The organism is Paenarthrobacter sp. PPS72, from assembly GCF_048537125.1.
Lineage (GTDB): Bacteria > Actinomycetota > Actinomycetes > Actinomycetales > Micrococcaceae > Arthrobacter > Arthrobacter nitroguajacolicus_E.
Genome location: NZ_JBLYIE010000026.1, coordinates 95243 through 107374 on the forward strand (window position 1 = coordinate 95243; position 12132 = coordinate 107374).

General features: G+C 62.4%; 11 protein-coding genes, 1 tRNA gene and 1 riboswitch. Of the genes, 5 read left to right on the forward strand and 7 right to left on the reverse strand.

Annotated features, from left to right (window positions below):
• Window positions 1–643: 643 nt before the first annotated feature.
• From ACLRGI_RS13710 to ACLRGI_RS13720, 3 genes are all read left to right on the forward strand, one after another.
• Window positions 644–1384 (forward strand): response regulator transcription factor, encoded by a 741-nt coding sequence (locus ACLRGI_RS13710; RefSeq protein ID WP_419202192.1) that lies wholly within the window; start codon window positions 644–646, stop codon window positions 1382–1384.
• Between the two features lie 21 nt (window positions 1385–1405).
• Window positions 1406–2905 carry a sensor histidine kinase gene (locus ACLRGI_RS13715; RefSeq protein ID WP_419202193.1) on the forward strand — a complete coding sequence of 500 codons (1500 nt, stop codon included), beginning with the start codon at window positions 1406–1408 and terminating at the stop codon, window positions 2903–2905.
• A 133-nt stretch (window positions 2906–3038) separates the two neighbouring features.
• Window positions 3039–3199: riboswitch (cyclic di-AMP (ydaO/yuaA leader) on the forward strand.
• A gap of 5 nt (window positions 3200–3204) precedes the next feature.
• Window positions 3205–4056 carry an aggregation-promoting factor C-terminal-like domain-containing protein gene (locus tag ACLRGI_RS13720; protein WP_419202194.1) on the forward strand — a complete coding sequence of 284 codons (852 nt, stop codon included), beginning with the start codon at window positions 3205–3207 and terminating at the stop codon, window positions 4054–4056.
• Window positions 4057–4143: 87 nt separating this feature from the next.
• Here the strand turns inward: ACLRGI_RS13720 and ACLRGI_RS13725 are convergent, their stop codons facing one another.
• From ACLRGI_RS13725 to upp, 4 genes are all read right to left on the reverse strand, one after another.
• Window positions 4144–5535: a pyridoxal phosphate-dependent decarboxylase family protein gene (locus ACLRGI_RS13725; RefSeq protein ID WP_419202195.1), complete on the reverse strand. Its 1392-nt coding sequence runs from the start codon at window positions 5533–5535 to the stop codon at window positions 4144–4146.
• Window positions 5536–5588: 53 nt separating this feature from the next.
• The gene (locus ACLRGI_RS13730; protein ID WP_419202196.1) at window positions 5589–6287 is read right to left on the reverse strand and encodes an HAD-IA family hydrolase; all 699 of its coding nucleotides are present in this window, start codon (window positions 6285–6287) and stop codon (window positions 5589–5591) included.
• 44 nt (window positions 6288–6331) lie between these two features.
• Entirely contained in the window at window positions 6332–6709 is a 378-nt protein-coding gene (locus tag ACLRGI_RS13735) for a VOC family protein (RefSeq protein ID WP_026005392.1), read from the reverse strand.
• A gap of 71 nt (window positions 6710–6780) precedes the next feature.
• The gene (gene upp, locus ACLRGI_RS13740; protein ID WP_017198151.1) at window positions 6781–7416 is read right to left on the reverse strand and encodes a uracil phosphoribosyltransferase; all 636 of its coding nucleotides are present in this window, start codon (window positions 7414–7416) and stop codon (window positions 6781–6783) included.
• Window positions 7417–7438: 22 nt separating this feature from the next.
• Here upp and ACLRGI_RS13745 point away from each other — a divergent pair, with 22 nt between their 5' ends.
• Window positions 7439–7951 (forward strand): nucleoside deaminase, encoded by a 513-nt coding sequence (locus tag ACLRGI_RS13745; RefSeq protein ID WP_419202197.1) that lies wholly within the window; start codon window positions 7439–7441, stop codon window positions 7949–7951.
• Window positions 7952–8014: 63 nt separating this feature from the next.
• On the opposite strand, the gene ACLRGI_RS13750 is transcribed toward ACLRGI_RS13745, so the two are convergent.
• From ACLRGI_RS13750 to ACLRGI_RS13760, 3 genes are read right to left on the reverse strand one after another with little or no spacing between them, the layout of a single operon-like run.
• Window positions 8015–9016, reverse strand: coding sequence for a glycosyltransferase family 4 protein (locus ACLRGI_RS13750; RefSeq protein WP_419202198.1), 1002 nt, complete (start codon window positions 9014–9016; stop codon window positions 8015–8017).
• Entirely contained in the window at window positions 9017–9415 is a 399-nt protein-coding gene (locus ACLRGI_RS13755) for a 6-pyruvoyl trahydropterin synthase family protein (protein WP_419202199.1), read from the reverse strand.
• 3 nt (window positions 9416–9418) lie between these two features.
• Window positions 9419–10426 carry a zinc-dependent alcohol dehydrogenase gene (locus ACLRGI_RS13760; protein ID WP_419202200.1) on the reverse strand — a complete coding sequence of 336 codons (1008 nt, stop codon included), beginning with the start codon at window positions 10424–10426 and terminating at the stop codon, window positions 9419–9421.
• A gap of 138 nt (window positions 10427–10564) precedes the next feature.
• Here ACLRGI_RS13760 and ACLRGI_RS13765 point away from each other — a divergent pair.
• Window positions 10565–10654 (forward strand) — tRNA-Ser (locus ACLRGI_RS13765).
• Window positions 10655–12132: the final 1478 nt, after the last annotated feature.

Consider the following 12132-nt stretch of genomic DNA (forward strand, 5'->3'; position numbering starts at 1 on the left):
CCTCAAAAGTGAATAGCCGTCATCGCGGCTTCGAATGCTGGTTGTCCCCGCAATGAGTTTGGGGAGGGGCGCCCAACGTTGGGCTAGGGGGCGAATGCCTGAAACTTCTTGGGGTGGAAAGTTAGGCTTGCATTCGACAACAGCGGTCATCATGGCCAGCGGGTGCGCTGGGCCAGGTTGCTGCGGCTGCAGGTGCTGTTGAGTTCTTGTTCACATTGGAAGTGTGCAACGTAACAATGGCAACACGCAAGTAACAAAGCGCCGAACCGTCCACATTTTGAGACACAGAGGTCTATTGTGTCGCAAATCACAATTCATTCATGGCGCTAAATGAACGTCATTTCATTCGGACCGATCAAGAAATATTCGCACTTTTATGAATATTCTTCGGCAAACAGGGCATGATGCCCGTTGGCATTCCCACGAATCCATCCCGGACGGAATCTCACGATCTGAAACACATGTTGTCCAATCGCGGGCCGGCTTTCGGACCGGTTTCAGGAACCAAATCTGCTACAAGCGGTAGAACACGCATCTACGCCGAAATCATGCCCGGCCACTCCCTCATCGTTAGTCTGGTTCTCACAGCGTCCTCACAGCATGGGCAAAGCGTTGGCAAACCAGCAGAACGGAGAGTTATCCCATGGCCTCCCCGCACTCCATGACCAACAACCTTCCCCAGCTCTCCCACCCGGACGGCTCCCCCATTCGCGCGTTGGTGGTGGATGACGAACCCAGCCTGGCCGAGCTGATGAGCATGGGCTTGCGCATGGCAGGCTGGTCCGTGGCCATTGCCGAAGACGGTCCTCAGGCCGTGAAAATTGCCAAGGATTTCCGGCCCGACGTGTTGGTCCTGGACGTCATGCTCCCCGGCTTCGACGGCGTCGAGGTCCTGAATCGCATCCGCACCTTCGCACCGGAGGTTCCCGCCCTGTTCCTCACGGCCAAGGATGCCGTGCAGGACCGTATCGTGGGACTCGCCGCCGGCGGGGACGACTACGTCACCAAACCTTTCAGCATGGAGGAAGTCCTCTTGCGCCTCCACCGCCTGGTCCAGCGCTCGGGAGTAGCTGCCATGGACACTGCCGAGCTGGTGGTTGGCGACCTCACACTCAACGTGGACACCCGGGAAGTAACCCGCGCCGGCGAGGACATCACGCTCACCGCCACCCAATTCGAGCTGCTGCGCTACCTCATGGAGAACCCCAAACGAGTGGTCAGCAAAGCCCAAATCCTGGACCGCGTGTGGGACTACGACTTCGGTGGCCAGGCCAACATCGTGGAGCTTTACATCTCCTATCTGCGCAAGAAGATCGAAGCCAACCATCCCCCGATGATTCACACCATCCGCGGCGCCGGATACGTCATCAGGCCGGCGGACTAGGCATTGAGCACACTTTCACGAGTGGCCCGGAAGTCAGGACCTGCCGGAGGGCCACAGCCCAGTTGGCTCAATCCGTCCACCTGGCACCTGCGTACGCGTTTGGTTCTGGTGGCCATGGCTCTGTTGACCGCCATTTGCGCTGCCGTGGGAGTAGTGAGTTACGCCGCCATGGACATGGTCTTCACGAAGCAACTCGACAAGCAGTTGGAGCAGGCGTCCAGCCGCGCGAATGACTTCGGCAGGCCGCCGTCGAACTTTCCTTCCTCGCCCTCAGGGAGGCCTGACCCGCTGGAAGCCCGCGGTCAGGCCGCTGGGACGCTGAACGCGCGGATCGATGGCACAACGGTAGGCAGCTCGGGTTTGATCGACGCCCAAGGTAACCGTGTCTCGCTCTCGGCCGAGGACGAGCACGTCCTGCTCTCGCTCCCCAGGGACAATCAGCCCGTGGACCGATCGCTGTCCAACGGTGACTACAGGCTGGTGGCACTGGAAACCACCTACGGCGATGTGATTGTCACGGGCCTGCCACTCGCGGACAAGCAAACCGCCGAAGCCTCGCTGGTATGGACCATGGTGCTGGTCTCGTTGGGTGGGCTTGTGGTGATCGGCCTGCTGGGTACGGTCATCATCCGCCGGACCATGCGGCCCCTGGAACAGCTCTCCGAGGTGGCCACGAAGGTTTCGCGCTTGCCTCTCGACGCCGGTGAGGTGGCACTTGCGGTTCGCGTACCGCCGTCGGCATCTCACCCCGGAACGGAAGTGGGCAGCGTCGGCTACGCCTTGAACCAAATGCTGAACAACGTTTCGAGCGCGCTGGAAGCGCGCCAGGAAAGCGAAACCAAGGTTCGCCAGTTCGTGGCCGATGCCTCCCACGAACTGCGGACCCCACTGACCGCAATCCGCGGCTACACCGAGCTGCTGAGGATGACGGAGGACTTTACGGAGGACGGCCGCAAATCGCTGGCGCGGGTCCAAAGCCAGTCCGAACGGATGACTACCTTGGTGGAGGACCTTCTTCTGCTGGCTCGGCTGGACGAGGGCCAGCCAGTGAAAGTCCAGGACGTGGATCTGACGCAGCTGGTCATCGAAACGGTCAGCGATGAGAAGGTCATGGCACCGGACCATGTCTGGCAGCTTCAGCTCCCCGATGAGCCCATCACCGTTCGAGGCGATGCCACCCAACTTCACCAGGTGCTGGCCAATTTGCTGTCCAATGCCCGCAAACACACAGGCCCCGGCACCACCGTGGTCACCGGAGTCACGCTCTCCGCCGATGGCAGCGCCGTGGTCACAGTGACAGACAACGGCCCTGGAATTCCCGAAGATTTCCAAGGCCGGATTTTCTCCCGATTTGCCCGCGCCGACGCCGCGCGATCGGGCTCTGAGGGCACCTCCGGACTCGGCTTGTCCATTGTGGAATCCATCGTTTCAGCGCATGGCGGTAGCGTGGAAGTGACCTCGCGGCCGGGGCGCACGGAATTCGCCCTCCGGCTCCCTGCCGCCAGCACCGGAGTCCTGTAGCGAATCGGGCAAGGCGACTCACCGGTGTCGTGATCTCTGTTACCTAAATGTGACTTCTGCGGAAACCTCCTGTACCGTCGAAAGGGTGGGTCGTCCCTAGCAGGCCCACATCCGGGATGCGCCGAGCTCTGCCACTTCCCGGAGTCCGTTCTTTCTCCGAGGCAGAGACGGGGGACCCAGAGTCTCCGGGCCAGGCCTTTTTGCTTGGCCCTTGGGGTGAAGCCGCAGCGTGACGCGCGGCCGGATGACCTCATCCGAACCCGACAGCTAACTCCGCAGGCGCTGAGAGGTAATCACACATGTCTGAATTTAACGATCAGACGCGCCCTTCCGCGCGTCACCGTGACGTACACAACGAGTCGCAGTCCGTCCTCAAGAACGCAGCCCGCCAGGGTAAGTCCGGCCACCGCATGTCCGTCGTAGCCGGTGTTGTAGCCGCTGCGCTGGGCGTCGCATCGCTCGGAACCGCCGCTAACGCCGCACTGACCCTCCCCGAGGCGAGCCGCGTTGCCGGAACACAGGCCGCTACCCAGGTCAACACCAACAAATCGGCTGAGATCTCTGCTTCCCTGAATGCTGCGGCCGAAAAGGGCGCAGCCGACCGGGCTGCTGTGGACAAGGCCGCTGCTGAGAAGGCTGCCGCAGAAAAGGCCGCTGCCGATCAGGCCGCTGCTGAGAAGGCTGCCGCTGACGCCGCTGCCAAGCAAGCTGCTGATGCCGCTGCCGCCCAAGCCGCAGCTGAGAAGGCTGCCGCTGACGCCGCTGCCAAGCAAGCCGCCGACGCCGCTGCTGCCGCTGCCGCCGCGGAAGCCGCAGCTGCTGCTGCAGCCCCCAAGGCTGTGGACGACCCCGCCGCTGCCAAAGCCTACGCACTGAGCATCCTGGGCAACTACGGCTGGAGTGCAGCCGAAATGACCGCCCTGAACACGCTGTGGGAGAAGGAATCGAACTGGAGGACCACGGCGATGAACGCTTCCAGCGGCGCCTATGGCATCGTCCAGTCCTTGCCTGCCTCCAAGATGGCCACCGTTGGTCCTGACTGGGAAACCAACTACCAGACCCAGATCAAGTGGGGCCTGAACTACATCAAGGAGCGTTACGGATCCCCGTCCGCCGCTCTGGGCTTCCACTTGGCCAACAACTGGTACTAAGCCAGACTGCTTGATCGCCGCGCCCGTTGCCGCCGTTCGCACCAGTACCCACTGGAGCGAATGGCGGGAGCGGGTGCGGCTTTTGCGCTACGCCTCCGGTTCAGCCTCCACCGCGCCACGTACGGCTGCGATGGAAGCGGCAACATCCCCCGCGTCCGTGGTCCAGTTGCTCACGGAAATCCTGAGGATTTCGCGGCCGCGCCACGACGAGCCTGACATCCAGACCGCGCCCTCTGCCATCAGCCGCTGGGTGATCCGATGAGTGCGGTCATCGCTGCCGAAACTGACCGAAACCTGCGTGAACACGACGTCGTTGAGGACCTCCACACCAAGGATCGAGGACAGTCCTTCAGCCAGTGCACGGGCATTTGCCGCCAAGCGCTCCACCATGGCAATAACGCCGTCCCGGCCCAATTGCCTGAGGGCGGCCCACACTGGAATGCCACGGGCACGGCGGGACATCTCGGGGACTTTTTCAAAGGGATCCCCCGGTCCGGCATCGGTGGCTATGAGGTAGCTGGTGTGGACGCTGAAGGCACGTCTCAGAGCCTCCGGGCGGGCAACGATTGCCAGGCCACAGTCGTAAGGGACGTTCAGGGTCTTATGGGCATCCGTTGCCCACGAATCCGCGTCTTCCACACCCGCCAGCCGGCCTCGCAGCTTTGGACTCACGGCGGCCCACAAACCAAATGCCCCATCTACATGCACCCACGCACCGCGATCATGGGCTACGGCTATGGCTTCCTCCATGGGATCAAACGCCCCGGAATGGAGATTGCCCGCTTGCAAGCAGACCAACGATGGGCCCGGTTGCTGATCCATGGCATCAGCCAAGGCCTCGGGAAGGATTCTGCCTTCCTCGTCGGCGTCTACAGGAACGCAGGTGCCCAAGCCGAGGTATCGCAACGCCAGATCCACTGCGGCGTGCCGCTCCCGGCCCGCGAAAGTTGTGATGCGGGGCGCTCCGGTGAGGCCGAGCGCTTCGAGATCCCAACCGGCCTCGTCCATCAGGTATTGGCGGCCCGCTGCCAGCCCCACGAAGTTGGCGGTTGTGGCACCCGTGGTGAATCCGACGTCGGCCGTGGCGGGCAGGTGCAGTAGGTCCAAAAGCCACGCGGCGGCAGATTCCTCGATGGCAGCGGCTGCGGGCGTGGCAAAGCGAAGCCCGGTGTTCTGGTCCCAGGCGGAGACGAGCCAGTCAGCAGCCATCGCAGCAGGCAGCGTTCCGCCCATGACCCACCCAAAGAAGCGTCCGGACTGGATGGCCATCAAGCCGGGCTCGGCCAGTGCGGCCAGCTCATCAACTACCTCGGCTGCGTCAGTGGCAGCGTCGGGAAGACGTGGCAGGATGCTCTTGGCCACTTGGTCGGCGTCGGATGAAGGGCGGACCGAACGTGTTGGGACAGACGCCAGCCAGTCACCGGCGTGGACCATGGCCCGCTCCAATGCAGCACCGTACGCCTCCGGCATCGCAGACATGCGCACAGCCTACGCCCGGTTCATCGCTTGGAACAGCCTTTAGCCGGGCGGTACTAGAGGGTCAGCGTCAGGAGGTGCCCGCCGTCGTCGTCCTTCACCGCGGTGACGGTCACTGCCGAGTAGTCCGGGATCCGCCACATGCCCGGCTCCAGTTCCGTATTGTGCCTGGCAGCGGCCTTGCCCACCACAACGGTCCGCATCCCGGCGGCGCGCGCAGCAGCGATACCTGCAGGCGCGTCTTCAAAAACCACGACGTCGGCCGGGTCGGCTCCCAGGAGCGCCGCCGCCTTGAGATAGCCCTCGGGGTGAGGCTTGCCGCGCGTGACGGACTCAGCAGTGACGGTAGTGGAGGGCATGGTGAGTCCGGCTGCCTGCATGCGGATATCGGCAAGGACCCGGTCCGCGGAGGTGACCAAGGCGATGGCATCATCAGGCAGCCCCGCCAGCAGGGCCTCAGCCCCGGGAAGGGCGATCACGCCGTCGGTCCGGGAGCGTTCCATTTCACCGAGTTCAGCGGTCAAGGCTTCGAAGTCAGCACCGGCCGGCGCGTATCGGCGAACAGTATCGCCGGCTTGGACACCGTGCGAAGTGCGCAGGATTTCATTGAAATCCAAGCCGTACCGCTCGGCGAACTCGAGCCACACTTGCTCAACTATCGCTGTTGAATCCACCAGTGTGCCGTCCATGTCGAAGAGGACGGCACGGACGGTCAGCACTGAGGGTTGGGAGGCAGGCTCGGAAGGATGGCTCATGGTTCCATCCTGCCGCACGCTTGTAGGTGGTGTTGAAGTATGACTTAGCCGTTTGGTCGCTGCGGTAGGTATTGCACCGCCCACTTGTTGCCGTCCGGATCCGCGAAGTAGACAAAGTGGCCCCAATCCTGAACGTCAATATCGCTGACGTCCACGCCGTTGGCCTTGAGCTGCTCATGCGCCTTGTTGATGTCTGCCACCACCACTTGGAGGCTGGGCGCTGTTCCCGGAGGGGCATCGCTAAGGCCCTCCCCGATCGCGATGGAACACGCCGAACCAGGCGGAGTCAGCTGCACGAAGCGGATGCCGTCCATGGGACGCTCATCGAAATCGGCGTTGAAACCAACCTTGTTGACGTAGAAATCCTTCGCGCGGTCGACGTCGGACACAGGGACAAATACCAGTTCAAGTTTCCAATCCATGCGCCACAGGCTAACGGGACACCCAGGAAACCGGTAGGGGCCTCCCTTAACCCGCTACGGTAGGGGTCTCCCTAGCCGGCCACGCCGTAGAGGCGGTCGCCGGCGTCGCCCAGGCCCGGCACGATGTACGACTTTTCGTTGAGCTTCTCGTCAATCGAGGCCAGGACGATCTTCACGTTGGCGTCTGAAAGCTCTTCTTCCAGCTTGGACAAGCCCTCCGGGGCGGCCAGCAGGCAGATGCACGTCACGTCGGAAGCACCGCGCTTGAAGAGGAACTTGATGGCCTCGCGCAGCGTGCCGCCGGTGGCGAGCATGGGATCCAGGACGAAGATCTGGCGGCCGGTGAGGTCCTCGGGGAGGCGCTCGGCGTAGGTGATGATGTCCAGGGTCTCTTCGTCGCGGGCCATGCCCAGGAAGCCCACCTCGGCGGTGGGGACCAGCTTGGTCATGCCCTCAAGCATGCCAAGGCCTGCGCGCAGAATGGGGACCACCAGCGGAGTGGGCTTGGTGAACGCCGTTCCGATGGTGGTAGTGACCGGGGTCTCGATTTCGACTGGCTGCGTCTTGACCTCGCGGGTGGCTTCATAGGCCAGGAGGGTGACGAGTTCTTCAGTGAGCTGCCGGAAGACGGGTGAAGGGGTGTTCTTGTCCCGCAGAACGGTGAGCTTGTGAGCGACCAGCGGGTGGTCCACGACGAGAGTGCGCATCCCCCAAAACTATCATTGAGACATGAGCGCCACCGAGCCGTATCACGCAGACCACATGGCCTGGATGGGCCTTGCACTGGACGAGGCCCGGCTGGCGCTGAAAACGGACGACGTTCCGATCGGCGCCGTCGTGTTAGGGCCCGACGGCGGAGTGCTGGGTTCGGGACGCAACGAACGTGAAGCACATGGGGACCCGACCGCCCACGCGGAGGTGGTGGCCATTCGCCAGGCCGCTGCTTCTTTGCGTCAGCGCGCTTTGGCTTCGGGCGGCTCGGGTGACGGTTGGCGGCTTGAGGACTGCACGTTGGTGGTCACGCTGGAGCCCTGCGCAATGTGTGCCGGGGCTATTGTCCTGGCCCGTATTCCCCGCGTCGTGTTCGGCGCGTGGGACGAGAAGGCCGGCGCAGTGGGCTCAGTGTTCGATGTCCTCCGCGAGCGCCGCCTCAATCACTGGGTTGAGGTCTATGCGGGGGTCCGCGAGGAGGAATGCGCGGCGCTGCTGAGGGATTTCTTCGCAACGCATCGGCTGCTCTGACCCCCGCTCCCCCGCGAGATGGCATTTGATGGCAATCCGGGCGCCTGGGATTGCCATTAAGTGTCACCTCGGTGGGCGTTCCAGGGCCTCCAAAACGGTGGCAGCTGCGGTGTCCCAGTTTTGGAGGCGTTCCCGGGCTTGGAGTGCATTGTTGTGCCAAGCCTGTTGTTGGGCGGGGTCCGTGAGCCAATGGCGGAGAGTTTCGCTCAGCGTATTGGGGTCGCTGAGGTCCAGCGCCGCGCCCGCTCCTGTGTCGCCGAGGGCTTCAACTGCTCCGGTCCCCTTTCGGACAAGAACCGGGACGCCGTGGGCCAACGATTCCGTGACCACCATGCCAAAAGATTCCGAACGTGAAATCAGCACACTGAGGTCTGCCCTGTGCCATTGCTCGTCCAGGGCATCGCCGCTCAGCTCGCCGGTGACACTGATGCGGTTCTCGAGACCGTGATGCCCGACGGCGGCCCTCACCCCGGCTGCATAGCTTGGGTCAGCGTCCTGGGAACCGATGAGAGCTGCGGTCCAAGCCAGATCTTGTACCCGGCTGAGCGCCTCCACCAGGAGTGTTTGGCACTTATTGGGCAACAACGCCGCGACGGCCACGATGCGAGGTGGTTGCGATCCTTTAGCGATGCTGGCTTTATCAGCCCCGGGCTTGGCAATAACGATGTGCGGCGCCCCATGTTTTGCTTCCAACTCCGCCGCTGCGTGGGCGCTCGGGCAGATGATCCCGGTTGCCGCAGCCAGGGCCTTGGCCTCCAGGTGGTGGTGGTCCGCCAACGCCATGTGGGAGAGGATCCAGACCTGGGTCCCGGCATTCACCGCGCCTGCGATCTCTTCCGGTGCCCCACTCGCCACCAGTCCGTCGGCAATCACTGTAGTGCCGACGTCGAGCATGTCAGCGAACCGCTGCCTGTCCGCAGGGCTACCGACCGGCCAGCCGCCGTCGACCCTTACTGTCTCAACCTTGACGCCCAAGGCGGACAGATGCTCGGCAAGTTTGGCGTTGTACTTGTTGCCGCCGGAGCCGTGCCGGACATTCCCCGGGGCCAGGAAGCGGATGCGCACTTACTTGACCGGGAGCTCCAGCGAGTAGCCGGCCCAAGCGTCAGGGTTCTCGCGGAGGACCACGTCAATGCCAGTGAGTGCCGGACCGTCCGCCGTGTCCTGGATTTGGGCGGCCATGGCATCTGCGATGTGCTTCGCGAGTGCCTCCGTTGTGGAGAGCTTGCCCTTAAAAGCGGGGTGTTCGTCCAGGTTCTTGTAGTTCAGGTCTGCGAGCACTTCCTCAAGGATGCCGCCGGCGGCACCGATGTCCAGGACGATTGCGTCGTCATTGAGGTTGGGGCGGCGGAAGGTGACTTCGGCTACGAACGTGGCCCCGTGCAGGCCTTGGGCCGGGCCGAACGCTTCACGGGGAAGGCTGTGGGCGATCATGAAGTGGCGTCGTACGGTCAAGCTGAACATGTATTAATCCTCCGGGTTGGGGTACGCGACCACGTGGCAGAAACCGCCGGGCCGTTCAAACAGTTTCGTGAGGGTGCCGGGCAGGTTCTCGAACAAGCATTCGCTGGTGAGGAAAGTGTCGAAGAGCGGGTCCTTGAGCTGGTTCGCCGCTTCCTGCAGGCGCTGGGCGTTGGTGCGCCGGTGCCTTCGTGGCAGGGCGACCGCGCCCACCTGGCTGGAGCGGATGGTGAGCCTGCGGGCGTGGAAGTCCTCGCCGAGCGGCAGGGTGACTTCCTTGTCCGCGAACCAGGAAAGTTCAATCACGTCAGAGTCGTCGCCAGCCAGTTGGAGGCTCAACTTGAGGCCGTCGTTGGAAGCGGAGCAGTGGAAGACGATGTCGTTGTCGCTTCTTGCATCTTTTGGTTCGGCGAATTCGATGTTGATGGTGTCCGCCAGCTTCCGCTTCTCCGGGTCCGCATCCACCAGTTGCAGGCGGCCCAGCGGATACTTCCGCAGGAGCGTCGCCAGCACGCCACCCACCAAGCCACCACCGACGACGGCGACACGGTCTCCCAGCCTCGGTCCGGCTTCCCACAGGGCATTGACGGCAACCTCAACGATGCCCGTGAGCACCGCACGACGGGCTGGCACGTCCTCCGGGATTGCGGTGAGTTGGCTGGTGGGGATCACGTAGAAGTCCTGATGCGGGTGCAGGCTGAAGACGGTTTTCCCGCGCCATTCGTCGGGGCCTTCTTCCACAACCCCGACGTTGAGGTAGCCGTACTTCACCGGTCCCGGGAATTCACCTTCCTGGTGCGGGGCCTGCATCAGGTCAGCTACTCGTTCCGGGACGCGGCCTTCGTGCACCACACGCTCGGTGCCGCGGCTGACACCCGAGTACAGCGTCCTGACCAGGGCTTCCCCTTCTTGCCTTGGTGGCAGGGCCTCCGGGCGCAGCTCACCATCGCCCGTCTCTGTGACCCAGTAGGCCCGGGCTCCGTGTTCTTGTTCGTGTTCCTGCGAAATCGTCATGGTACTTACGAATCTATCGTTGGGTCGCTGCGGACGGAAGTTGGCTGTGTTTGACCGGCGCGTTGACTGGTTCTTCCTGCGGCACTTTGGGGGTTCGTTTTGGGGAACCGGGCTCAACTCCGGTACCCTATTTCAGTTGGTGACGTGTCCGAGCGGCCGAAGGTGCAACACTCGAAATGTTGTTTGGTGTAAAAGCCAACGTGGGTTCAAATCCCACCGTCACCGCCAATGAGAAAGGTCCCGATTCCCTTATAAATAAAGGGAACCGGGACCTTTCTTCATGCAGAGGCAGGGTCTTGCGGTAACGCAGCGGTAACAGGATTTTTGGTGATGTCTCGTACCGTAGCCGGAGAATAGCTCACAACCGCTAGCGCTATGCGTCCGGCCGGAGGATGGTAGGGGTCATGACCAAGGCATCCGGTCGCCCCTCAGATGAGACTCCTCCTCCCGATGGCCTACAGATGGTTCCGGCATCATGGACCAACGTCACCTTCGAGGAGTTCGCCACTGATCGAGCCACCTTCTTCATCAACAATCGCGACACTCTCTGGAACCCTTGGGTAGACGAGGTTCTAGACGCGGCAGCACGAGCAGGAGGGGTGGTTAGTGAACGACATTTACTCGGCCCGGGCCCGATTATGTCGCACGAGAGGGAGCAGGATCTGTACTTCGAGTCCGCGGCCCGTTTCGCAGCGGATTCGGCTCGGCACAGACAAGACCTGAGGCGTTACGAGCCGGGTCGTGAATACGCGCGGTTATCCCTACTTGAACAAGAGTCCCTTCTCGCTAGGAATGTCGCCGCATTGGCCGACAAAAAGGCCAACTCCGCCCATGGCGGAGAGTCAGAATCTCAACTCACAGTCAGACGCGCCGACAGGATCATCAAGATTGCAGAACTGGTGGCCGCAGCTGAGTCACGGATTAGTGAACTCGTAGCCGTTGTAGGTGATCGAGAGGACGTGGTCGACGCCGAGGGGCGCTTGCCGCGCGATCGACGAGAGTTGATGCTGTCTCGCTATAAGTGGGATCGCCAAAGGCGGGTGCGCGAACTCAGGGCACAAATGCCGGGACTGAGGTCATCCGCTACCGATCCCCTGAGCGCGTCCGGCCATTCGAAACTATGGCCCGTGTTCAAGCATGCGGAACAAGAGCTCGGGATGCTACTGGCTGTACCGCCATTGACTGCGGACGACATGTGTTCTGAATGTCAAAATCCCATTTCACGACATAGCGCGGTTAAACAATCTCTGTTCACGCCCTGTCCGGCGTGGTCGCTCATTAATCATCCGAGACGTCGAGGCTCCCGTCATCACTCTTAAGGCAGTTGCTGGAGAACAGCTCCCGACGGTGCCAGACAGGACGGACCTCTAGCGCCGGCGCACTTGCGAAGCAAGCCACCGCCCCGGGTGAATCCCTGGGCAGGCTAGTCAGGCTGCCGTTCGGCGAGATATGCCAGCGTTGCATCCAACAGATCTACAATGTCTTGCCCGTTGGAATGTTCAAAGTCGATGTCCGCTATGGCTTGGAACCTTAGCCTCGATCCACCGGTCGGATTGAGGTTGTAGCGGCGGTTTAAACGGAGAATGCCTGTCGGATCGGGAAAGATGGGGTTTGTCTAGAACTCCGTTTGGCCAATCCGAGAGGCATCTCGTAGGTGCAACTTTTCCATAGATCTACGCGCGTGTCAACCGCGTTCGATGATTCCA

Bases quoted from the DNA above. Each gene is read 5' to 3' on its own strand.
- ACLRGI_RS13720 (WP_419202194.1), top strand. From the start codon at position 3,205: ATGTCTGAATTTAACGATCAGACGCGCCCTTCCGCGCGTCACCGTGAC.
- ACLRGI_RS13760 (WP_419202200.1), bottom strand. From the start codon at position 10,426: ATGACGATTTCGCAGGAACACGAACAAGAACACGGAGCCCGGGCCTAC.
- ACLRGI_RS13730 (WP_419202196.1), bottom strand. From the start codon at position 6,287: ATGAGCCATCCTTCCGAGCCTGCCTCCCAACCCTCAGTGCTGACCGTC.
- ACLRGI_RS13755 (WP_419202199.1), bottom strand. From the start codon at position 9,415: ATGTTCAGCTTGACCGTACGACGCCACTTCATGATCGCCCACAGCCTT.
- ACLRGI_RS13710 (WP_419202192.1), top strand. From the start codon at position 644: ATGGCCTCCCCGCACTCCATGACCAACAACCTTCCCCAGCTCTCCCAC.
- ACLRGI_RS13725 (WP_419202195.1), bottom strand. From the start codon at position 5,535: ATGTCTGCGATGCCGGAGGCGTACGGTGCTGCATTGGAGCGGGCCATG.
- upp (WP_017198151.1), bottom strand. From the start codon at position 7,416: ATGCGCACTCTCGTCGTGGACCACCCGCTGGTCGCTCACAAGCTCACC.
- ACLRGI_RS13745 (WP_419202197.1), top strand. From the start codon at position 7,439: ATGAGCGCCACCGAGCCGTATCACGCAGACCACATGGCCTGGATGGGC.
- ACLRGI_RS13735 (WP_026005392.1), bottom strand. From the start codon at position 6,709: ATGGATTGGAAACTTGAACTGGTATTTGTCCCTGTGTCCGACGTCGAC.